A 20789-nucleotide genomic window follows, 5' to 3' on the forward strand; every position below is an offset into this window, starting at 1 on the left:
GAAGCTGACACTCTCATCATCGGTTGCCCTAGAGAGCCGATATACAAGCTTCCTAGTCGAAAAACGACCAGACCGCCCACATATCCCTTCAAATATACAGCAATGTCAAAAAGCAGAGGAAAGAAAACAACCCAAACATCGCCACTCTTATGGCGAAGTCCAAGCCATTGCTTCCCAGAATTTTCGAGCGACCCGCGCTTCAGCGCCAACCGTCCGACCCGCTGCAGCGCCTCGCCGCGTCGGTGAAGCGGTATCTAGGGGCTGGGCGCCGGGCTTGCAAGCGGAAAAATGCGCGTCATCGGAAGAAAAATCCCAAGCCAATGATTTTCTGTCATTTTTCTGTCGCAGATTCCGGCAGATAATTCCGCCTTCGCCCAGGCAAGGCGCAGTTCGCGAACCGGACCCGGCAGCAGATTCGTCCCAAGGCGCACGATTCCCTGCCATCCGCCCTGAAACAGGCTGCGAGTCGGTTGCCGAAATGCAAAACGCGGCCCCGAGGGGCCGCGCCGGATAGATGCGAAATCGCCGAAAAGCTTAGCGCTTCGAGAACTGGAACGAGCGGCGGGCCTTGGCCTTGCCGTATTTCTTCCGTTCGACCACGCGCGAATCGCGGGTCAGGAAGCCGGCCGCCTTCAGCGCCGGGCGCAGGCTGGGCTCGTGCAGTTGCAGCGCCTTCGAGATGCCGTGCTTGACCGCACCCGCCTGGCCCGACAGGCCGCCGCCGGCGACGGTGGCGTAGACGTCATACTGGCCCGTGACGCCGGCCACTTCGAAAGGCTGGCGCAGGATCATCTGCAGCACCGGACGGGCGAAATATTCCGCGATATCCTTGCCGTTCACGACCACCTTGCCCGAACCCGGCTTGACCCAGACGCGGGCGACCGCGTCCTTGCGCTTGCCGGTGGCATAGGAACGGCCCAGCGAATCGCGCTGCGCCTCACGAACCGGGGCGGCGGCCGGGGCAGCCGTCGCGACCGATTTCAGATCGTCGAGGGTTTTGATGTCTTCGGCCATGGCTTACGCGCTCCGGGTATTCTTGGCGTTCATGGACTTGACGTCCAGCACTTCGGGCTGTTGCGCCTCGTGCGGGTGCTCGGCACCGGCATAGACGCGCAGGTTGGTCATCTGCTGCTTGCCCAGCTTGTTGCGCGAGATCATGCGCTCGACGGCCTTGATCACCACGCGCTCGGGATGCGCGCCTTCCAGGACCTGGCGTGCGGTGCGGTGCTTGATGCCGCCCGGGTGGCCGGTGTGCCAGTAGTATTTCTTGGCGTCGCGCTTGTCGCCGGTCATCTGCACCTTGTCGGCGTTGATGATGATGACATTGTCGCCCATGTCCATGTGCGGGGTGAAGGTCGGCTTGTGCTTGCCACGCAGGCGCATCGCCACGATCGAGGCAAGACGGCCCAGAACAACGCCCTCGGCGTCGATCAGGATCCACTTCTTCTCGATCTCCGCCGGTTTCGCGGTATAGGTTTTCATCTGTCGGTCCCTTTGGGGGCTGTAATTCGAGATGGAGGTGTATCGGAAAAAGCCGCGTGCAGGTCAAGTGCGCATTGCGCCAATTTTCGCAGCAATATCAATTATCTGCAAAATAGGTATTATGATACCCCACTGCAAACCCTGCCGGGATCAGCGTTTCGGCGGAATCGAATAGGTCATCGAGCAGCGCGCCACCGGCTCTTCGGCGCCTTCGGAACGGATCAGCACCTCGCCCACGGCCAGGATGCGGCCCAGCTTCAGGATGCGGCATTCGGCCAGAAGGTCGCGCCCGGCCTCGGGCTTGCGCATGAAGTCGATCGAGGCATTGGTGGTCACCGCCAGCGCCACCTCGCCGATCCGGGCCAGGATGGCCAGGTAGATCGTGACGTCGGCCAGCGCGAACATGGCCGGACCGCTGACCGTGCCGCCCGGGCGCAGGTGCTGGTCGTCCACCGCCAGCCGCGCGGTCAGCCGCGCCTCGTCCAGCGATTCCACCCGGACCTGTCCAGCGATCTGCGGAAAGACCCGGTCCAGAAACTCGTTCAGCGCCTCGCGGCCCATTGCCAATGCCATGCTTCCCCCCTGCCGGAACGGCGGCTAGACTGCCCGGCAAAGCCCGGGAAAGACAAGCCTCGCCGTGGCGTCAGGAGGAATCGCATGAAGGACGGAAACCCCGAACCGCTGGTGCTGCGCAAGGATGACGGTCCTGTCGCAAGGCTGATCCTGAACAGCCCGATGAACTACAACGCGCTGTCCACCGCGATGATCGATACGCTCTCAGATGCGCTGGACGAGATCGGGGCGGATGACGGCGTCCGGGTCGTGGTTCTGGCCGCGCGCGGCAAGGCGTTCTGCGCCGGCCACGACCTGCGCGAGATGCAGGGCGCGCGCAATGACGAGGACGACGGCCGCGCCGCCTATGCGCGGCTGTTCTCGCGCTGCGCCGCGATGATGCAGAAGCTGCCCGCCCTGCCCCAGCCGGTCATCGCCGAGGTGCAGGGCATTGCCACCGCCGCGGGCTGCCAGTTGGTCGCAAGCTGCGACATGGCCGTGGCGGCCGAGGGCGTGCGCTTCGGCGTGAACGGGGTGAATATCGGGCTGTTCTGCTCGACGCCGATGGTGGCGCTGACCCGCGCCATTCCGCCGCGCGCCGCCTTCGAACTGCTGGTGACGGGCGAGTTCATGGACGCCGCCCGGGCGCGCGAGCTGGGCCTGGTCAACCGCGTCGCCCCGCCCGAGGCGCTGGAGGCCGAGACGATGGCGCTGGCCCGCAGCATCGCCGCCAAGCTGCCCGCCGCCGTGCGCATGGGCAAGCGTGCTTTCCACGCGCAGCGCAACCTGGGCCTTGCGGACGCCTATGCGACGGCGGGCGCGGTGATCTGCGAGAACCTGCTGCTGCCCGACACGGCCGAGGGCATCCAGGCATTCCTGGAAAAGCGTCCGCCGAACTGGGATTAACCCAGCGCGGCCAGCCAGGGAAAGGTCTCCAGCAGCCAATAGGCGAAGGCCGGAAACGCGCCGGTCAGCAGCGCCGCGCCGACCACGACCAGCAGGCCGCCCATGACGCGCTCGATCAGCTTCAGATGCGGCTTGATGCGGTTCATCAGGCCGATGGCGCGGTTGATGAAGATGGCCGACAGCAGGAAGGGGATGCCCAGCCCCAGCGCATAGACCGCCAGCAGCGCCGTGCCCTTGCCCATCGCGCCGCCGGTCGCGGCCAGGGACAGGATCATGCCGAGCTGCGGCCCGATGCAGGGCGTCCAGCCAAAGGCGAAGGCCAGGCCCAGGACATAGGCCCCCAGCGCGCTGCCGCCCCGCTCCTGCGCGTCGATGCGCGCCTCGGCATCCAGAAAGGGGATGCGGATGATATGCAGGAAATGCAGGCCCAGCAGGATCACCACCACGCCCGCGCCGCGCGCCAGCAGGTCCTGCCATTGCAGGAACATCCGCCCGAAGGCCGAGGCCGCCATGCCCATCAGCAGGAATACCGTGGACAGGCCCATGACGAAGAACAGCGCCGGAACCACGGCGCTGCGCTCGCCCGATTTCAGCCCGCCGACCCCCACCCCGGTCATGTAGGCCAGATAGGGCGGCACGATCGGCAGCACGCAGGGCGACAGAAAGGACAGGATCCCGGCCAGCAGCGCGACCGTCGCGGCGGGCAGGAAGGCGGCATCTGCAAGCTCGATTCCCAACATGTCGGGCACCTTGGCGCAAGGAAAGGGCGCGGGAAAGCCCCGCGCCCGTCACTCTTTCGTGGAAGGCTGCGACAGATCAGCCCAGGGACCACCAGCCGCGGCGCTTGGGACGCGCGGGTTCCTCGTTCGCCGCCGCGGGCTCCGGCACCCGGACTGCGGCGGGCAAGGCCTCGGGCTCCGGCGCAGGCGCGGGCTCCGCGGCCGTCTCGGCCTCGGACTGGGGCGCAACGGCCTCGGCTTCGGCGGCTTCGCCGGCCGGCACGGTCTCCGCAGCCTCGTCGGCAGGCGGCACATCCGCAGCAGCGGCCTCCGGTTCCGGCTCGACGGCGGGTTCGACCGCTTCGGCAGGTTGCTCGACCTCCGAAGCCTCGGCTGCCGGCGCCGCCTCGGCAACAGGCTGTGGCGCGTCCGCGGCGGTCTCGGCCGGTTCTCCGGGCTGGGCGCCCTCGGCAGGCCCCGCCTCCGCCACGGCTTCGGCCGGCTCATCCGCCTTGCGGCGGCGCGTGCGGGTGCGGCGGCGCGGCTTTTCGGCCTCCTCCGCCACCGGCTCGGGCGCGCTCTCGACCGCCTCCAGGATCACCTCGACCTCGGCAGGCTGCTCGGCCTCCTCGGTTTCCAAGGCCACCTCATCGGCATCGTCCCCGGCATGAGGCGCTTCGTCCTCGCCATTCTTGCCGCCCCGGCGACGACGACGGCGACGGCGGCGCTTGCTGCCATTCTCGCCATCCCCGCTCTCGGCGCGATCCTCCTCGACCGGCTCGTCGGCGATCTCTTCGACCTCTTCCTCGGCCGGCTCCTCGTCGTCGATCTGCGCCATAAGGCGGGCATCGACCGAAACCACGGGCGAAACCACCTCGGGCACGTTGCGGGTCGCGGTCTTGAACTTCTCGATGGCGTAATCGGGCGAGATCAGCGCCGGATCGGCCTCGACCCGGACCGAAAGCCCATAGCGTGCCTCGATATTGGCGATGTGCTCGCGCTTGGCGTTCATCAGGAAGTTGGCCACCGCGACCGGCGCCTTGACCAGAACCTCGCGCGAACGCTTGCGGGTGCCCTCTTCCTCGATGGCGCGCAGGATGGTCAGCGCCAGGCTGTCGTCGCTGCGGATCAGCCCGGTGCCATGGCAATGCGGGCAGGGCTGCGTGGTCGATTCCAGCATGCCCGGCCGCAGCCGCTGGCGCGACATCTCCATCAGGCCGAAGCCCGAGATGCGGCCGACCTGGATCCGCGCCCGGTCGGTCTTGAGCTTGTCCTTGAAGCGCTTCTCGACGGCGGCGTTGTTCTTGCGCTCCTCCATGTCGATGAAGTCGATGACGATCAGCCCGGCCAGGTCGCGCAGCCGCAGCTGGCGCGCGATCTCCTCGGCCGCTTCCAGGTTGGTCTTGAGCGCGGTGTCCTCGATCGAGCCTTCCTTGGTGGCCCGGCCCGAGTTCACGTCGATGGCGACCAGCGCCTCGGTCACGCCGATGACGATATAGCCGCCGGATTTCAGCTGCACGACCGGGTTGAACATGCCGCCAAGATAGCTTTCCACCTGATAGCGCGCGTAAAGCGGCATCGCGTCGGTGTAGTGCTTCACGTTCTTGGCGTGGGACGGCATGATCATCTTCATGAAGTCCTTGGCCGTGCGATAGCCGCGCTCGCCCTCGACCAGGACCTCGTCGATCTCCTTGCTGTAGAGATCGCGGATCGTGCGCTTGATCAGGTCGCCTTCCTCATAGATCGGCGCCGGGGCGATGGACTTGAAGGTCAGATCGCGGATCTGCTCCCACAGCCGCATCAGGTATTCGTAGTCGCGGCGGATCTCGGTGCGGGTGCGCTGGCTGCCGGCGGTGCGGATGATCAGCCCGGCGCCTTCCGGCACCTCCAGCTCGCTGGCGATCTCCTTCAGCTTCTTGCGGTCGGCGGCGTTGGTGATCTTGCGGGAAATCCCGCCGCCGCGCGCCGTGTTCGGCATCAGCACGCAATAGCGGCCGGCCAGCGACAGATAGGTGGTCAGCGCGGCGCCCTTGTTGCCGCGTTCCTCCTTGACGACCTGGACCAGCATGATCTGCCGGACCTTGATCACCTCCTGGATCTTGTAGCGGCGGGCGCGCGGCTTCTTGGGGGCCGAGATCTCCTCGGCCATGTCCTCCTCGGCGACGGATTCGATGCCGTCGTCCTCGGCGGCTTCCTCGGCCGGGGCATCCTCGGCGCTGTCCGCAACCGCCGCCGGCGCCGCGGCTTCGGCCGTATCAGCGGCAAGCGGGGCGTCCAGCGGCGCGGCATCGCCCTCCGAGGGGTCCACCACGGTCATCCCGGCGATCTCGTCCGAGACCAGGACGGCATCGCCGCTTTCGGCGGCGGCGGCCTTGGCCGGCTTGCGGCGGCGCGGGTTGCGCTTGGGCTTCTCGCCTTCGTCGGCCTCGGCCGCGGCGGCCTGGCGCTCCTCTTCCAGCAGCGCCTTACGGTCGGCGGCGGGGATCTGGTAGTAATCGGGGTGGATCTCGGCAAAGGCCAGGAAGCCATGGCGGTTGCCGCCGTAATCCACGAAAGCGGCCTGGAGCGAGGGTTCGACCCGCGTTACCTTGGCCAGATAGATGTTGCCAGCAAGCTGCCGCTTGTTGACCGTCTCGAAATCAAATTCCTCGACCTTGGTTCCATCGACCACGACAACCCGAGTCTCCTCGGAATGCGTGGCGTCGATCAGCATTTTCTTTGACATGTTTCCGTCTTTCGGGCAGCCGAGCCGGCCCGCAGATTAGCGGGGGCAAGGTCCGGCTGCCGCATGAGAGGACATCGAAGGCCGCACCGCCAACAGCAATCGCGGCGGTCGGGCTTTTGCCCTGCCACCGTGCCCGATCAAGCTGCGCTGCGCGATCCATCGCGTCTGTTTACCTTTCTTGGCCCGTCCCGCTTGCGCGATCCGGGCGGCGATCTACGGTCGCCCAGAGGCCCCTTGGGGCATGGGCAGGATTTTCCGCGCGTGGCACCACCGGCACTTTTCAGGTGTCGCGGCTGGCTGGCGCGCTGCGAAACTGGCGAGGTCGAGCAACCATGAGTTGTGGCGCCCACCCTACTCGGGCAAGATAGCGGGGAAGGGCGCGCCGTTACAATCTGTTTTTAGTCAGAGAGCCGGGATTTGCCGACCCGGGGCGCCGCCTGCCCCGACCGCCTACAGGTAATCGCTGCGGCTCAGCCCGTATTTCGCCATCTTCTCGTTCAGCGTCCGGCGCGGCAGGCAAAGCTCGTCCATGACCGCGGCGATGCTGCCCTTGTGGCGGCGCATCGTATTGTCGATCAACATCTTTTCGAAGCTTTCGACATATTCCTTGAGCGGCTTGCCCTCGGTCGTCGTCGCCTCCTGCGTATCCTCGCCATCCGCCATCAGCAGCGAGGTGATCGAACCCGAGCCGCGACGGTTCTGCAGCACGGCCCGCTCGGCCACGTTGATGAGCTGGCGCACATTGCCCGGCCAGGGCGCCTGCAACAGCTGCGCCGCCTCCTGCGCCGTCACCTGCGGCGGCTCGCAGCCGTATTCCTCGGCGAATTGCTCGGTCATGCGGGTGAAAAGCGTCAGGATATCCTCGCCGCGCGAGCGCAGCGGCGGCAGGGTGATCTTCAGCGCGGTCAGGCGATAGAACAGGTCGGGACGCAGCGAATCCTCGGCCCGGCGCCCTTCGCCGCGGGCGTTGGAAATGGCGATGATCCGGGTCTCGGCCGGGCTGCCCTGCTCGGCGATGAAGGCCAGGAGCCGCGCCTGCAAGGCATCGGACAGCGCCTCGATATCCTCAAGGCAAAGCGTGCCGCCGCGGGCTTCCTCGACCGCGGGCAGCCCGTTCTCGACCGGGCCGAACAGCTTGGCCGACAGCACCTCGTCGTTATAGGCGGCGCAGGATATCGGCACGAACTTCTTCGAGGCGCGCGGCCCCACGGCATGCAGCGCGTGCGCCACCAGCGTCTTGCCGGTGCCGGTCTCGCCGTCGATCAGCACATGGCCGTCGGCCTGGCCCAGGTCCAGGATGTCCTCGCGCAGCCGGTCCATGACCGGGCTCGACCCGATCAGCTTGGACATGACCTGCTGGCCTTCGGACAGGTCGCGGCGCAGGGCGCGGTTGTCCAGCGTCATGCGCCGGGCCTGGGTGGCCTTCTTGACCAGCTCGGTCAGCCGTTCGGGGTTGAAGGGCTTTTCCATGAAGTCCATGGCGCCGATGCGCATCGCCTCGACCGCCATCGGCACGTCGCCATGGCCGGTGATCATGATGACGGGCAGGCCCGAATCGATGCCCATCAGCCGCTTGAGGAAAGCCATCCCGTCCATGCCGGGCATGCGGATGTCCGAGATCACCACCCCCGGCCAGTCGGCGCCGATCGCCTTCAGCGCCTCTTCGGCGGTGGCGAAGGTCTCGGCGTCGAAGCCGGAAAGCGCCAGCCACTGGCTGATCGATTCGCGCATGTCCGGTTCGTCGTCCACGACGGCTATCTTCAAAGTGCGGCTCATGGGCCCTTACCTCTTTTCATCATTCCGCCGCCAGCCGCGGCCCCGCCTTCTGGCCGGGATCGTGCAACGGCAGTTCAAGTTCGAATACGGCGCCCCTGCCCCCCTCGTCCAAGGCGTTATGCGCCGTCAGGCGCCCCCCGAAATCGGCCGCGATCCCGGATGAGATCGCCAGCCCCAGGCCGGTCCCCTCTCCGGGTTTCTTCGTGGTGAAGAAGGGTTCAAACAGATTTTCAAGGTCGGATACACCCGGCCCGTTGTCGCGCACGGACAAGAATGCGTGAGAGCCCGAGCTGACGGTGATCTCGATGGCCGGGTCGCGGACCCCCTTGATCGCATCGACCGCGTTGCGCAGCAGGTTGATGATGATCTGCTCCAGCCGGATGCGGTCGCAATAGACCATGACCGGATAGCGCGGGATGGTGCGCTGCAGGCGGATGGTGCGGGACCGCAGTTGCGGCTCCATCATCACCAGCGCGCTGGACAGCGCGGCGCGCAGGTCGACCGGCTCGAAGGCCTCGCCGCCCTTGCGGGCATAGGATTTCAGCTGCCGGGTGATGGCGCCCATGCGCTCGACCAGGTCGTCGATGCGCTGGAAACTGGACTGCGCCTCCTCGGCCCGGCCGCGCTGCAAGAGCAGCCGCGCCCCGGCCAGATAGGTCTTCATCGCCGCCAGGGGCTGGTTCAGCTCATGGCTGACGCCCGCCGACATCTCGCCCAGCGCCGCCAGCTTGCTGGACTGCTGCACGGTCTGCTCGGCCACGCGCAGCTCCTTCTGCATGCGCTCTCGCTCGGCGATCTCGCGGGTCAGGCGCATGTTCAGCGCCCGCAGGTCGGCCGATTCGCGCATCCAGGCCGCCGATTCCACCCGCGCCCGGCGCGACAGCAGATAGAACACCGCCGCCAGCAGGATGGCAAAGCCCATGATGACCATGGCCAGCACCGCGTTCACCCGCTCGCGCACCGATTCATAGGTGGTGAAGGCGATCATCTTCCAGCCGCGGAAGGGGATGCGGGTTTCGGACTGCATCACGGCGCGGCCCTGCACATAGGCATCGGCCGGGGTCGCCGCCCAATCCGCCGTGACCTGGAAGGCCCGCGCGATGGCCGAAGGCGCCGAGCGTACCGCCAGCGCCTCGGGCAGGGTCAGCCCGCGCCAGCGCGGCTCGGTCGAAAGGATGATCTGCCCGGCGCTGTCCGTCACCGCGATCGCATCCGAGATCCCCGCCCAGGACCGCACCAGCCGCGTCAGGTCGGCGCCCACCACCACCACGCCCAGCGTGCGCCCATCCGAAACCACGGTGCGGGAATAGGTGAACTCGTAGACCCCCTGCGGCGAGGGCGAAACGGTAAAGACGGTATCCTTGGACCGCAGCGCCTCGACGAAGAACGGCTCCTGCACGTAATTGGTGCCGATCAGGTTACGGTCGGTCGAGCCCACGACCCGCCCCGAGGCATCCAGGAGCTTGATCGACGCCGCCGCGATCTCCTTCTGGGCCGAGATCAGCCGCGCCGAGGTGCCCGAGAAATCGTTGCCCGACAGCGCCGAGATCAGCGCCGGATCGCGCGCCAGAAGCAAGGGCACGACCGAGGTGCGCTGCAATTCCGACAAAAGGTTTCCGGTATAAAGCGCCGAGCGCAGCTCGGTGCGCACCCGCGTCGTCTCGGAAAACCGCGCCGTCAGCCAGGCATTGGTGAACCACACCGTGCCCGCAGCCACGATCAGCAGCACGGCGATCGCACCGCGCAGGCCCCAGCGGCTGGTCAGACCCGCCCTGCCTTCCGGGAACCCGATGGAATTGTCTTCCTCTTGCATGAGCCTCCGGCACCGCCCCCGACTGGGGGTCGATGCAGTCTAGTGCGCGAAAGGGCGCCGCTCAAGTCAGGCCGCGACAAGCTCCTGCACCAGCGAGGCAAACAGCCTCGCGCCATCGGTGCCGCCATGCGCCGGATCGGCGGCGCGCTCGGGATGCGGCATCATGCCCAGCACCCGGCGGTTCTCGGACAGCACCCCGGCGATATCCTCGACCGAACCATTGACGCCCGGCGCATAGGTAAAGGCGATGCGGTCCTGGTCCTTCAGCGCCGCCAGCCCCTCGGGATCGATCTGGTAATTGCCGTCGTGATGGGCGACCGGCACGCGGATCTCCTCGCCCGGGGCATAGGCCGCGGTAAAGGGGCTCGCCGCGGTCGCCACCCGCAGCATCGCCTCGCGGCACAAAAAGCGCAACCCGGCATTGCGCATCAGCGCGCCCGGCAGCAGGTTCAGCTCGGTCAGCACCTGAAAGCCGTTGCAGATGCCCAGCACATAGCCGCCGCGCGCCGCATGGGCCTTGATCGCGCCGGCGATGGGCGAATGCGCGGCGATGGCGCCGCAGCGCAGGTAGTCCCCGAACGAGAACCCGCCCGGCACCGCGACCAGGTCGGTGCCCGCCGGCAGCGCCTCGTCCTTGTGCCAGACCCGCGCGACCTCGGCACCCGCCTGCTGCAAGGCGACGGCCAGATCGCGGTCGCAATTCGATCCGGGAAAGGTGATGACGGCAGCTTTCATGGCGGGCCTCCGGGATAATGCCTCGCGCCTCCCATACTCCAAGCAGGATCGCGTGTTAAGCCGCTTTGCACCGCCCAGCGGACTTCTTCGTTCCCCAAATACTCAAAAACGCGCGACAAGCGCCGCACCCCGTCCCCGATGCGCATCACCCGGCGGTTTCGCCGTTTCCCAAACACTCAAAGGCAGCGCCGCAAGCGAAAAGGGCCGGGGTTTCCCCCGGCCCTTCGCAACCCTGTCCGGCGGATCAGCCCGCCAGCGCCTTGTTCAGGTATTCGTCGACCTTTTCCAGATAGCCCATGGTGGTCAGCCATTTCTGGTCCGGGCCCACCAGCAGCGCCAAGTCCTTGGTCATGAAGCCGTCCTCGACCGCCTGCACGGTGACCCGCTCCAGCGTCTGGGCAAAGTTCAGCAGCGCCGCGTTGTCGTCCAGCTTGGCGCGGTGCTTCAGCCCGCCGGTCCAGGCAAAGATCGAGGCGATCGAGTTGGTCGAGGTCTGGTTGCCCTTCTGGTGCTCGCGATAGTGGCGCGTCACCGTGCCATGCGCGGCCTCGGACTCGACGATCCTCCCGTCCGGCGTCATCAGCACCGAGGTCATCAGCCCCAGGCTGCCGAAGCCCTGCGCAACCGTATCCGACTGCACGTCGCCGTCGTAGTTCTTGCAGGCCCAGACATAGCCGCCCGACCATTTCATCGCCGAGGCGACCATGTCGTCGATCAGGCGATGCTCGTAATGGATGCCCTTCTTCTTGAACTCGGCCTCGAATTCTTCCTCGTAGACCTTCTGGAACAGGTCCTTGAAGCGGCCGTCATAGGCTTTCAGGATGGTGTTCTTGGTCGAGAGATAGACCGGATAGCCGCGGTTCAGCCCGTAATTCATCGAGGCGCGGGCGAAGTCGATGATCGACTGGTCGAGGTTGTACATCGCCATGGCGACGCCGGCGCCGGGGGCCTGATAGACCTCGTGCTCGATGGTCTCGCCATCCTCGCCGACGAACTTGATCGTCAGCTTGCCCTTGCCCGGAAAGCGGAAATCGGTGGCCTTGTACTGGTCGCCGAAGGCGTGGCGGCCGACGACGATGGGCTGGGTCCAGCCGGGGACCAGGCGCGGCACGTTCTTGCAGATGATCGGCTCGCGGAAGATCACGCCGCCCAGGATGTTGCGGATGGTGCCGTTGGGCGATTTCCACATCTTCTTCAGGCCGAATTCCTCGACCCGCGCCTCGTCGGGGGTGATGGTGGCGCATTTCACGCCGACGCCGTATTGCTTGATCGCCTCGGCCGCGTCCACGGTGATCTGGTCCGAGGTCGCGTCGCGCTCCTCGATGCCCAGGTCGTAATATTTCAGGTCGAGGTCCAGATAGGGAAGGATCAGCTTCTTCTTGATGAAATCCCAGATGATCCGGGTCATCTCGTCGCCGTCGAGTTCGACGACGGGGTTCTCTACCTTGATCTTCGACATGGGTGGTCCCTTCGATTAGGATTCGGCTCGGCCGCGCTATAGCCGCATTCGCCGCGAAAGGAAAGCCCGGTATGCGATTGCATACCGATTGCCGCCCCACACCCCGCCGCCCTTCGGGATCAGCCGCGGAAATAGACCCGCGCGCTTTCGCTGAGCCAGGTCCACAGCGTCGGCGCCCCGCGCTCGATGCGCAGGCCCACGCGCTCGACCAGTTGCTCGTAGCTCACCCGGTATTCGACCCAGGTGCCGCCGCCCGAGGCGATGTTCTGCATCACCGGCTGCGCCCGGTCGAGCGACTTGGCGAAGACCGCGTCGGGGGTCTCGTTCGCCTCGAACTCGGTCCAGAGCGCGCGCAATTCAGCCCTCTGGGCCTTGGGCAGCAGCCCGAAGATCCGTTCCGCCGCCTCGGCCTCGGCCTGCAACTGCGCGGCACCGTGATGGGCGGCGCCGTTCTGCGCATGGATCGGCACGTCGCCGGTGTCGATCTCGACCAGGTCGTGCAGCAGCAGCATGCGGATCACCCGGCCGATCTCCACCCCCGGCCCGGCATGGGCCGCCATGACCAGCGCGTAAAGCGCCAGGTGCCAGCTGTGCTCGGCGCTGTTTTCGCGCCGCGAGCCGTCGCACAGCAGGCTGGCGCGCAGCACCGATTTCAGCCGGTCGGCCTCGGCCAGAAAGGCCAGGCGCTGCGCCAGTTCGCCGCAGGGCGCGCGGCCCTCCAGCAGGGCCTGCGCCGCCTCCATCGCCTCGGGCCATTCCGCCCACAGCCGCCGGGCACGGCCCGATGTCATGTTGTCGCGGACGATTCCGACATGATCGGCCAGGGGCCGGGGCGCGCAAAGCACCTGGAACAGCGGCTGGACGTGGTCCATGCGCTTGGCGATGCGGGCGTCCGGGCTTTCGCTGGCCTCGAACTCCCGCCACAGCGCCAGCAGCGCCTCGCCGCCGGGCAACATGCCGAACAGCCGGCGCGCGGCGGCGTCCTCGGCCGCCTGCACGGCAGCCGTGTCATGGACCAGGTGGATCGGATGGTCGCCGCAGTCGATCTCGACCAGATCGTGCAGCAGCAGCATCGCGATGGCACGGTCCGAGGCGCCGAAGACCAGCGCGTAAAGCGCGACGTGCCAGCTGTGCTCGGCGCTGTTTTCCGGCCGCGACAGGTCCATCAGCACATTCGCCCGCTCGACGGATTTCAGCCGGTCGGCCTCGGTCAGGAAGGCAAAGCGCAGGGTCAGGTCGGTCATGTCGAATGTCTGGGGCCGGCGGCACCGGCCCCGTTTCCTAGCGGGTGTTCTCGGTCAGGCGGCGGCGCACATAGGCCTGCACCGTGTCGATCATCGGCTTCATGTGGACCTCGTCGTCGCGGAAGAAGTGGTCCGCCCCCTCGATTTCCTCATGGGTGATGGTGATGCCCTTCTGCTCGCGCAGCTTGGCGACCAGCGCATGGGTGTCCTTGGGCGGCGCCACGCGGTCGGCGGTGCCGTTGATGATCAGCCCCGAGGACGGGCAGGGCGCAAGGAACGAGAAATCATACATGTTCGCCGGCGGCGCGACCGAGATGAAGCCGGTGATCTCGGGCCGGCGCATCAGCAGTTGCATGCCGATCCAGGCACCGAAGCTGAAGCCCGCCACCCAGCAATGCTTGCTGTTGGGGTTCATCGCTTGCAGATAGTCCAGCGCCGAGGCGGCATCCGACAGCTCGCCGATGCCCTGGTCGAATTCGCCCTGGCTGCGGCCGACGCCGCGGAAGTTGAACCGCATGACGGTAAAGCCCATGCGGTGAAAGGCATAGTGCAGGTTATAGACGACCCGGTTGTTCATCGTCCCGCCGTATTGCGGATGCGGGTGCAGGATGATGGCGATGGGGGCGTCGGGGGCGGCTTGCGCGTGATAGCGGCCTTCCAGACGACCTTCGGGACCGGGGAAAATCAGTTCGGGCATGGGCTTCCTTTGAAACTCGGGTTCCTTGACCCTGTGACGGCGCGGCTCTAGATCGTCAATCTGGGAAGCGCGCGCGACATAGACAAGACGCATTCAAGGACGGCGCCGGGGAATTAGCCCCTGGCTCGGGCGCCGTCAATGGTGTGCGACTGGAGGAGAGGCAAGATGAAACTGTCCACCAAGGGACGTTACGCAATGGTCGCCCTGGTCGATCTGGCCATCGCCAAGGGCGACGAGTTGACCTCGCTGGCCGAGATCTCCAAGCGGCAGGACATCTCGCTGCCCTATCTGGAGCAGCTTTTCGTACGGCTGCGCCGGGCCGGGCTGGTCGATTCGGTGCGCGGCCCGGGCGGCGGCTACCGGCTGGCCAAGGCGCCCGAGACGATCCGCGTCGCCGACGTGCTGGAGGCGGTGGACGAAACCGTCAGCGCATTGCATATCGGCGCCGGTGCCTCGGGCGGGATTTCCGGCTCGCGCGCACAGACGCTGTCGAACCGGCTGTGGGAAAGCCTGTCGGCGCATGTCTACGTGTTCCTGCACAACCACACCCTGGCGGATGTGGCCCGCAACCAGTTGCTGCCCTGCCCGGCCCTGCCCAAGATCCTTTCGATCGTGGACGACTGAGCCATGCGGGTGCTGGTCGCCGGTCTGGGCAACATGGGTCGCAGCCACGCGCTGGCCTGGCTGAAGCAGCCGGGTGCCGAACTGGTCGGCCTCGTCAACCGCTCGCCCGTCGATCTGCCGCCCGAGCTTGCGGCGATCCCGCAAAGCCAGGACTTCCACGAGGCACTGCACCGCCTGCGCCCCGATGTCGCAGTCGTCTCCACCTATTCCGACAGCCATGCCGAATATGCCGTCGCCGCCATGCGGGCGGGCGCGCATGTCTTCGTCGAAAAGCCGTTGGCCACCACGGTCGAGGATGCCCGCCGCGTGGTCGAATGCGCGGGCGAGACCGGCCGCAAGCTGGTCGTCGGCTACATCCTGCGCCACCATCCCAGCTGGCAGCGCCTGATCGCCGAGGCCCGCGCGCTCGGCGGGCCCTATGTCTTCCGGCTGAACCTGAACCAGCAAAGCTCGGGCGCCACCTGGCAGGTCCACAAGGCGCTGATGCGCACCACGCCGCCCATCGTCGATTGCGGCGTGCATTACGTCGACGTCATGTGCCAGATCACCGACGCGCGCCCGGTCGAGGTGCGCGGCATGGGGCTGCGCCTCTCGGACGAGATCGCGACCGAGATGTATAACTACGGCCATTTCCAGGTGATCTTCGATGACGGCTCGCTGGGCTGGTACGAGGCCGGCTGGGGGCCGATGATGTCCGACACCGCCTTTTTCGTGAAGGACGTGGTCAGCCCGCGCGGCGCCGTCAGCATCCGCATGTCCGAGGATGCGCGCTCGGACGACATCGACACCCATACCCGGACCGCGACCCTGCGCCTGCATCGCGTCGGAGAGCCGGACAGCGACATCTCGATGCAGGACGAGCCCGGCCATCAGGAGCTTTGCGACGCCGAGGCCGCCTTCATGGCCCGCGCCATCGCCGAGGACATGGACCTGGACCGCCACATGCGGGATGCGGTCTCGTCGCTCGCCGTTTGCCTCGCCGCCGACGAATCGGTGCGCACGGGCCAGCCGGTGCGATTGCGCATCTGACGCACCCGTCCATCGCACCCGCCGTCACACGCCCGTCACGCTTTCTTGCGAAACGCGGCTCGGGGGCCTAAATGAGCCATTCGTTTTCCGCTTTCGCGGTCGCAAGACCAGAGGATCCGCGCCATGTCCGATCTGCAGACGCCCTATTACCTGATCGACCTCGCCCGGCTGCGGGAGAACATGGAGCGAATCCGCTATCTGCGCGAACGCTCGGGCGCGAAATGCCTCCTGGCGCTGAAATGCTTCGCCACCTGGTCTGCCTTCGACTTCATGCGCGACTTCATGGACGGCACCACCTCGTCCTCGCTGTTCGAGCTGCGGCTGGGGCATGAGGAATTCGGCAAGGAAACCCATGCCTATTCCGTCGCCTGGGCCGATCACGAGATCGACGAGGCGCTGGGTTACGCCGACAAGATCATCTTCAACAGCCTGGGCCAGCTCGACCGCTTCGGCGCCAGGGCGGCCCAGCGCGGCATCACCATGGGGCTGCGGCTGAACCCGCGATTCTCGACCAGCGGCTTCGACCTGGCCGACCCGGCCCGGCCCTTCTCGCGCCTGGGCGAATGGGACCTCAACCGGCTGGAACAGGCGCTCGACCGCATCTCGGGCGTGATGATCCACTACAATTGCGAGAATGCCGATTTCGAGCTGTTCGACGCGCAGCTTGCCCGGATCGAGACCGAGTTCGGCGGCTTCCTGGAAAGGCTCGACTGGGTTTCCCTTGGCGGCGGCATCCATTTCACCGGCGAAGGCTATCCGCTGGACCGTCTTGCCGACCGGCTCAGGGCGTTCTCGGAACGCTTCGGCGTGCAGGTCTTCCTGGAACCGGGCGAGGCCAGCATCACCCGCTCGACCTCGCTGGAGGTCACGGTGCTGGACGTGATCCATCACGGCAAGGACGTGGCCATCGTGGACAGCAGCATCGAGGCGCATATGCTCGACCTGCTGATCTATCGCGAGACGGCGAAGCTGCCGCAGGACGGCGAGCATCCCTGGCAGATCGCCGGCAAGACCTGCCTGGCCGGCGACATCTTCGGCGAGGGCCGCTTCGCGCAGCCGCTGAAGGTGGGCGACCGGCTCAGCATCGCCGATGCCGGCGGCTACACCATGGTCAAGAAGAACTGGTTCAACGGCGTCCCCATGCCCGCGATCGCGATCCGGGACGAGGACGGAACGATCCGCGAGGTTCGCCGGTTCACCTATGACGACTACAAAGCCAGCCTGTCCTGACCAGGCGCAAGCCATCCCCTTTCCCAGCCCCGAAAAGGAGACTGAATTGGCCAAGAACGTGCTCATCATCGGCGCCGGCGGCGTCGCCCAGGTGGTCGCGCACAAGGTGGCGCAGAACGCCAAGGAATTCGGAACGCTGCATATCGCCAGCCGAACCGTGTCCAAGGCCGAGAAGATCATCGCGAGCATTCGTGAAAAGGGCCATTCGGTCGAATTCACCGCGCATCCGCTGGACGCGATGGACAGCAAGGCCGTAGCCGAGCTGATCCGCGGGATCGAGGCCGGCATCGTCATCAACGTCGGCTCGGCCTTCGTCAACATGACCGTGCTGCAAGGCTGCATCGACACCGGCGCCGCCTATATCGACACCGCCATCCACGAGGATCCCGCCAAGGTCTGCGAGACGCCGCCCTGGTATGCCAACTACGAATGGAAGCGCCGCGAGGACTGCGCGGCTGCCGGCGTCACCGCCATCCTGGGCGCGGGTTTCGACCCGGGCGTGGTCAACGCCTATGCCCGGCTGGCCGAGGACGAGTATTTCGACAAGATCGACTCGATCGACATCGTGGACATCAACGCCGGCAGCCACGGCCGCTGGTTCGCCACCAATTTCGACCCCGAGATCAATTTCCGCGAATTCACCGGCACCGTCTATAGCTGGCAGGGCGGCGAATGGCGCCAGAACAAGATGTTCGAGGTTGGCCGCGAATGGGACCTGCCCGTCGTCGGCAAGCGCACCGCCTACCTTTCCGGCCATGACGAGGTGCACAGCCTCTCGGCCCGCTACAAGGACGCCGACGTGCGCTTCTGGATGGGCTTCGGCGAGCATTACATCAACGTCTTCACCGTGCTGAAGAACCTGGGCCTGCTCAGCGAGCAGCCGGTCAAGACCGCCGAGGGGCAGGAGGTCGTGCCGCTGAAGGTGGTCAAGGCCGTGCTGCCCGACCCCGCGAGCCTCGCGCCCGATTACGAGGGCAAGACCTGCATCGGCGACCTGGTCAAGGGCACGCTGGACGGCAAGCCGGGCGAGGTCTTCATCTACAACGTCGCCGACCACAAGGACGCCTATAACGAAGTCGGCAGCCAGGGCATCAGCTATACCGCGGGCGTGCCGCCGGTCGCGGCGGCGATCCTGGTCGCGCGCGGCACCTGGGACGTGAAGCGCATGGTCAACGTCGAGGATCTGGCGGCCCGCCCCTTCCTTGAACTGCTGGGCGAACTGGGCCTGCCCACCCGTGTCATCGACGCCACCGGCGACCACCCGCTGTAGGCACGGCCGGGCCGGCATCTGAAAACGCCCGCGGCGGGGGAACCCGACCGCGGGCTTCGCGTTTCCCTCGCGCAAAACGGGGAGGGGACGCATGCCGTCAGATCGGGAACGCCGCAGCCACATGTTTCCGCTTTCCCCGCCCTCGGACAAGGGCGTGGCCAAGGTCGCCAACTGGGCGGTGATCGGCATCTTCGTCATCCTGCTTTTCAGTTTCTTCGCGCAGGCCCGCAGCTTCCTGATGCCGGTGACGCTGGCGATCCTGCTGTTCTTCGTCTTCATCCCCTTCCGGCGGTTGATGGAACGGCTGGGCATCGGCGCCGTGATCACCGCCGCCATCGTCTCGCTGGGACTGGTGGTGGCGGTGGTGCTGATCGGCTTCGTCATCTCGGGCCCCGCCAACCGGCTGATCGAGAACGCGCCGCAGATCACCCAGCGGCTGGAACAGCGCTTTACCGAGATCCGCAGCAATTTTCGCGGGCTGGAGCGCGCCGCCGAAAAGATCGACGAGATCGCGGGCGGCTCCTCCTCCCCGCCCGAGCCCGCAGCGCCGCCCGGCGAGACACCGCCCGACGCGACGCTGACCGGCACGCTCAGCGCGATCCCCGCCCCCGGTGCGCCGCAACCGCCCGACCAGCAGATCCAGGTCGAGGTGAACGCCACGCCCGAGACCTCGACCCTCGCCAGCGCGCTGAACCTCGGCCCGGCGCTGGTCGGCCAGATCATCTTCACGCTGTTTTTGCTGTTCTTCCTGATCTCCTCGGGCGACCTGCTTTACCTGAAGATCGTGCAAAGCTTCGATTCCATGCGCGAAAAGCGCGCCGCCTACCTGGCGCTGCGCGAGATCGAGGACAGCCTGGGCACCTATCTGGGCGCCATCACGCTGATCAACGCCTGCCTCGGGGTGGCCATCGGGCTGGCGATGTGGGCCTGGGGCATGCCCAGCCCGGTGCTGTTCGGGCTCGCGGCGTTCCTGCTGAACTTCATCCCCTATCTGGGCTCGGTGGCCGGCATCATCATCGCGACGCTGGTCGGCGTCTTCGTCTTCGACGATCTCTTCGCGCCGCTGATGGTGGGCCTGACCTATCTGGCGATCACCGCGCTGGAGGGGCAGCTCATCACGCCCTATTTCGTCTCGCGCCGCTTGCAATTGAATACGGTGGTGGTGTTCCTGACCGTGGCGCTTTGGGCCTGGCTCTGGTCGGTGATCGGCATGATCGTCGCGGTGCCGCTGCTGGTGGTGATGCGGGTGCTGGCCGAACACATCCCGGGCTTGCAGAAATTCGGCAACTTCCTGGCCGGCGAGGACCCGCCCGCGCTGGAGGACGATGACGAGGAAGAGGCGCGCGAACTGGTCGAGGCCGGCGACGAGGCGGGGGATGCCGCCGCGGCCTCGGCGGAGACCATGGTGCTGGCCACCAAGGATTGATCGCGACGGCTCTGGATAATTGGCGAAAACATGGCATGATCGCGACGCCAATCATGGACGAATCGCGACAGATGCCCGGACACGACCCCTCGCCCGACCTCAACCAGCCGCGATTGCAGATCGGCTTCCTGCTGACGCCGCGCTTCACGCTGTCGGCCTTTGCCACTTTCGTGGACGTGCTGCGGCTGGCGGCCGACGACGGCGACGGCTCGCGCCCCATCCGCTGCCGCTGGCGGGTGCTTTCGGCCGACATGGCGCCGGTGCAATCCTCCTGCGGCATGCGGATCGAGCCCGAGGAACGGCTGGGCGATCCCGCCCGCTTCGACTACATCATCACCGTGGGCGGGCTGATCGACGGCGGCCCGGGCCTCTCGCCGGAACAGGCCGCCTTCCTGCGCCGCGCCGCCATGGGGCGGGTGGCGCTCGGCGGACTTTGCACCGGGGTCTTCGCCATGGCCCGCATCGGGCTGATGGACGGTTATCGCTGCTGCGTCAGCTGGTTCCACCACCAGGATTTCCTGGCGGAGTTCGAAAGGATGCGCCCGGTCTCGGACCAGATCTTCGTGGTGGATCGCGACCGGATCTCCTGCTCGGGCGGGGTCAGCGCCGCGCATCTGGCCGCCTTCCTGATCGACCGGCACCTGGGCCGCGCCGCGGCGCGCAAGGCGCTGTCGATCCTGATGATCGACGAGCCGATGGCCGGCGACCGCCCGCAGCCCGGCCTGCCGCTGGAACTCAATGCCCGCGACCCGTTGGTGCGCCGCGCCCTGCTGGCCATGCAGCAGAACCTGCACGCCCCCCTGCCAATCGCCCGCATCGCCAGGGACCTGGGCGTCGGGCGGCGCAAGCTGGAACGGCATTTCAACGCCGACCTGGGCATCCCGCCCGCCGATGCCTCGATCCGCATCCGGCTGGCGCAGGCCCGCATGCTGCTGGCGCGCACCGACCGCACCGTCACCCGCATCGCCGAAGAGACCGGCTTCTGCGACGCCTCGCACCTGATCCGCGTCTTTCGCGAGACCGAGGGCACCACCCCCGACCTCTGGCGCCAGAACCGCGGCCTGCTGGCCGAGGACGCCCCCTAGCCCCGTCCGTTGCAGTC

General features: G+C 66.7%; 18 protein-coding genes. 7 read left to right on the forward strand and 11 right to left on the reverse strand.

Annotated elements, in window-relative coordinates; translation table 11 throughout:
* Window positions 1-534 precede the first annotated feature (534 nt).
* The 3 genes from rpsI to QPR87_RS20695 form a co-directional block, all read right to left on the reverse strand.
* Window positions 535-1014 (reverse strand): 30S ribosomal protein S9, encoded by a 480-nt coding sequence (rpsI, locus tag QPR87_RS20685; protein ID WP_011749244.1) that lies wholly within the window; start codon window positions 1012-1014, stop codon window positions 535-537.
* Between the two features lie 3 nt (window positions 1015-1017).
* Window positions 1018-1482: a 50S ribosomal protein L13 gene (gene rplM / locus QPR87_RS20690; protein WP_011749243.1), complete on the reverse strand. Its 465-nt coding sequence runs from the start codon at window positions 1480-1482 to the stop codon at window positions 1018-1020.
* A gap of 150 nt (window positions 1483-1632) precedes the next feature.
* Window positions 1633-2055 carry a PaaI family thioesterase gene (locus QPR87_RS20695; protein ID WP_011749242.1) on the reverse strand — a complete coding sequence of 141 codons (423 nt, stop codon included), beginning with the start codon at window positions 2053-2055 and terminating at the stop codon, window positions 1633-1635.
* Between the two features lie 84 nt (window positions 2056-2139).
* On the opposite strand from QPR87_RS20695, the gene QPR87_RS20700 reads away from it, so the two are divergent.
* The gene (locus tag QPR87_RS20700; RefSeq protein WP_011749241.1) at window positions 2140-2940 is read left to right on the forward strand and encodes an enoyl-CoA hydratase; all 801 of its coding nucleotides are present in this window, start codon (window positions 2140-2142) and stop codon (window positions 2938-2940) included.
* On the opposite strand, the gene QPR87_RS20705 is transcribed toward QPR87_RS20700, so the two are convergent.
* The 8 genes from QPR87_RS20705 to QPR87_RS20740 form a co-directional block, all read right to left on the reverse strand.
* On the reverse strand, window positions 2937-3680 hold the full coding sequence (locus QPR87_RS20705) for a cytochrome c biogenesis CcdA family protein (RefSeq protein WP_058098977.1): 744 nt from the start codon (window positions 3678-3680) through the stop codon (window positions 2937-2939). The two genes, QPR87_RS20700 and QPR87_RS20705, sit on opposite strands and share 4 nt — an antisense overlap.
* A gap of 76 nt (window positions 3681-3756) precedes the next feature.
* The gene (locus tag QPR87_RS20710) at window positions 3757-6384 is read right to left on the reverse strand and encodes a ribonuclease E/G (protein WP_285051177.1); all 2628 of its coding nucleotides are present in this window, start codon (window positions 6382-6384) and stop codon (window positions 3757-3759) included.
* Between the two features lie 450 nt (window positions 6385-6834).
* Window positions 6835-8160 carry a sigma-54-dependent transcriptional regulator gene (locus tag QPR87_RS20715; protein WP_011749238.1) on the reverse strand — a complete coding sequence of 442 codons (1326 nt, stop codon included), beginning with the start codon at window positions 8158-8160 and terminating at the stop codon, window positions 6835-6837.
* Between the two features lie 19 nt (window positions 8161-8179).
* Window positions 8180-9973, reverse strand: a complete 1794-nt coding sequence (locus tag QPR87_RS20720; RefSeq protein WP_011749237.1) for a sensor histidine kinase — start codon at window positions 9971-9973, stop codon at window positions 8180-8182.
* A 66-nt stretch (window positions 9974-10039) separates the two neighbouring features.
* A complete protein-coding gene (gene purQ / locus QPR87_RS20725; RefSeq protein WP_285051178.1) occupies window positions 10040-10708 on the reverse strand; it encodes a phosphoribosylformylglycinamidine synthase subunit PurQ in 669 nt (222 codons plus the stop codon).
* A 244-nt stretch (window positions 10709-10952) separates the two neighbouring features.
* Window positions 10953-12167, reverse strand: coding sequence for an NADP-dependent isocitrate dehydrogenase (locus QPR87_RS20730; RefSeq protein WP_285051179.1), 1215 nt, complete (start codon window positions 12165-12167; stop codon window positions 10953-10955).
* Between the two features lie 119 nt (window positions 12168-12286).
* Window positions 12287-13411, reverse strand: coding sequence for an HD domain-containing protein (locus QPR87_RS20735; RefSeq protein WP_285051180.1), 1125 nt, complete (start codon window positions 13409-13411; stop codon window positions 12287-12289).
* Between the two features lie 37 nt (window positions 13412-13448).
* Window positions 13449-14108: an alpha/beta hydrolase gene (locus QPR87_RS20740; protein WP_011749233.1), complete on the reverse strand. Its 660-nt coding sequence runs from the start codon at window positions 14106-14108 to the stop codon at window positions 13449-13451.
* A gap of 165 nt (window positions 14109-14273) precedes the next feature.
* Between QPR87_RS20740 and iscR the strand changes: the two genes are divergently transcribed.
* The 6 genes from iscR to QPR87_RS20770 all read left to right on the forward strand — a co-directional run bounded on the left by iscR (window position 14274) and on the right by QPR87_RS20770 (window position 20772).
* Window positions 14274-14732 carry a Fe-S cluster assembly transcriptional regulator IscR gene (gene iscR, locus QPR87_RS20745; RefSeq protein ID WP_011749232.1) on the forward strand — a complete coding sequence of 153 codons (459 nt, stop codon included), beginning with the start codon at window positions 14274-14276 and terminating at the stop codon, window positions 14730-14732.
* Window positions 14733-14735: 3 nt separating this feature from the next.
* Window positions 14736-15761: a Gfo/Idh/MocA family protein gene (locus QPR87_RS20750; RefSeq protein WP_104494177.1), complete on the forward strand. Its 1026-nt coding sequence runs from the start codon at window positions 14736-14738 to the stop codon at window positions 15759-15761.
* Between the two features lie 123 nt (window positions 15762-15884).
* Entirely contained in the window at window positions 15885-16991 is a 1107-nt protein-coding gene (locus QPR87_RS20755) for a carboxynorspermidine decarboxylase (RefSeq protein WP_285051182.1), read from the forward strand.
* A 46-nt stretch (window positions 16992-17037) separates the two neighbouring features.
* Entirely contained in the window at window positions 17038-18261 is a 1224-nt protein-coding gene (locus QPR87_RS20760; RefSeq protein WP_011749229.1) for a saccharopine dehydrogenase family protein, read from the forward strand.
* Between the two features lie 91 nt (window positions 18262-18352).
* Entirely contained in the window at window positions 18353-19687 is a 1335-nt protein-coding gene (locus tag QPR87_RS20765) for an AI-2E family transporter (protein ID WP_285051184.1), read from the forward strand.
* A gap of 71 nt (window positions 19688-19758) precedes the next feature.
* Window positions 19759-20772 carry a GlxA family transcriptional regulator gene (locus QPR87_RS20770; RefSeq protein WP_285051186.1) on the forward strand — a complete coding sequence of 338 codons (1014 nt, stop codon included), beginning with the start codon at window positions 19759-19761 and terminating at the stop codon, window positions 20770-20772.
* Window positions 20773-20789 lie beyond the last annotated feature (17 nt).

The sequence above is a fragment of the Paracoccus sp. SSJ genome, from assembly GCF_030234105.1.
GTDB lineage: Bacteria > Pseudomonadota > Alphaproteobacteria > Rhodobacterales > Rhodobacteraceae > Paracoccus > Paracoccus denitrificans.

Coding starts and splice junctions, on each gene's coding strand:
- rpsI (WP_011749244.1), bottom strand. CDS start 1,014: ATGGCCGAAGACATCAAAACCCTCGACGATCTGAAATCGGTCGCGACG.
- rplM (WP_011749243.1), bottom strand. CDS start 1,482: ATGAAAACCTATACCGCGAAACCGGCGGAGATCGAGAAGAAGTGGATC.
- QPR87_RS20695 (WP_011749242.1), bottom strand. CDS start 2,055: ATGGCATTGGCAATGGGCCGCGAGGCGCTGAACGAGTTTCTGGACCGG.
- QPR87_RS20700 (WP_011749241.1), top strand. CDS start 2,140: ATGAAGGACGGAAACCCCGAACCGCTGGTGCTGCGCAAGGATGACGGT.
- QPR87_RS20705 (WP_058098977.1), bottom strand. CDS start 3,680: ATGTTGGGAATCGAGCTTGCAGATGCCGCCTTCCTGCCCGCCGCGACG.
- QPR87_RS20710 (WP_285051177.1), bottom strand. CDS start 6,384: ATGTCAAAGAAAATGCTGATCGACGCCACGCATTCCGAGGAGACTCGG.
- QPR87_RS20715 (WP_011749238.1), bottom strand. CDS start 8,160: ATGAGCCGCACTTTGAAGATAGCCGTCGTGGACGACGAACCGGACATG.
- QPR87_RS20720 (WP_011749237.1), bottom strand. CDS start 9,973: ATGCAAGAGGAAGACAATTCCATCGGGTTCCCGGAAGGCAGGGCGGGT.
- purQ (WP_285051178.1), bottom strand. CDS start 10,708: ATGAAAGCTGCCGTCATCACCTTTCCCGGATCGAATTGCGACCGCGAT.
- QPR87_RS20730 (WP_285051179.1), bottom strand. CDS start 12,167: ATGTCGAAGATCAAGGTAGAGAACCCCGTCGTCGAACTCGACGGCGAC.
- QPR87_RS20735 (WP_285051180.1), bottom strand. CDS start 13,411: ATGACCGACCTGACCCTGCGCTTTGCCTTCCTGACCGAGGCCGACCGG.
- QPR87_RS20740 (WP_011749233.1), bottom strand. CDS start 14,108: ATGCCCGAACTGATTTTCCCCGGTCCCGAAGGTCGTCTGGAAGGCCGC.
- iscR (WP_011749232.1), top strand. CDS start 14,274: ATGAAACTGTCCACCAAGGGACGTTACGCAATGGTCGCCCTGGTCGAT.
- QPR87_RS20750 (WP_104494177.1), top strand. CDS start 14,736: ATGCGGGTGCTGGTCGCCGGTCTGGGCAACATGGGTCGCAGCCACGCG.
- QPR87_RS20755 (WP_285051182.1), top strand. CDS start 15,885: ATGTCCGATCTGCAGACGCCCTATTACCTGATCGACCTCGCCCGGCTG.
- QPR87_RS20765 (WP_285051184.1), top strand. CDS start 18,353: ATGCCGTCAGATCGGGAACGCCGCAGCCACATGTTTCCGCTTTCCCCG.
- QPR87_RS20770 (WP_285051186.1), top strand. CDS start 19,759: ATGCCCGGACACGACCCCTCGCCCGACCTCAACCAGCCGCGATTGCAG.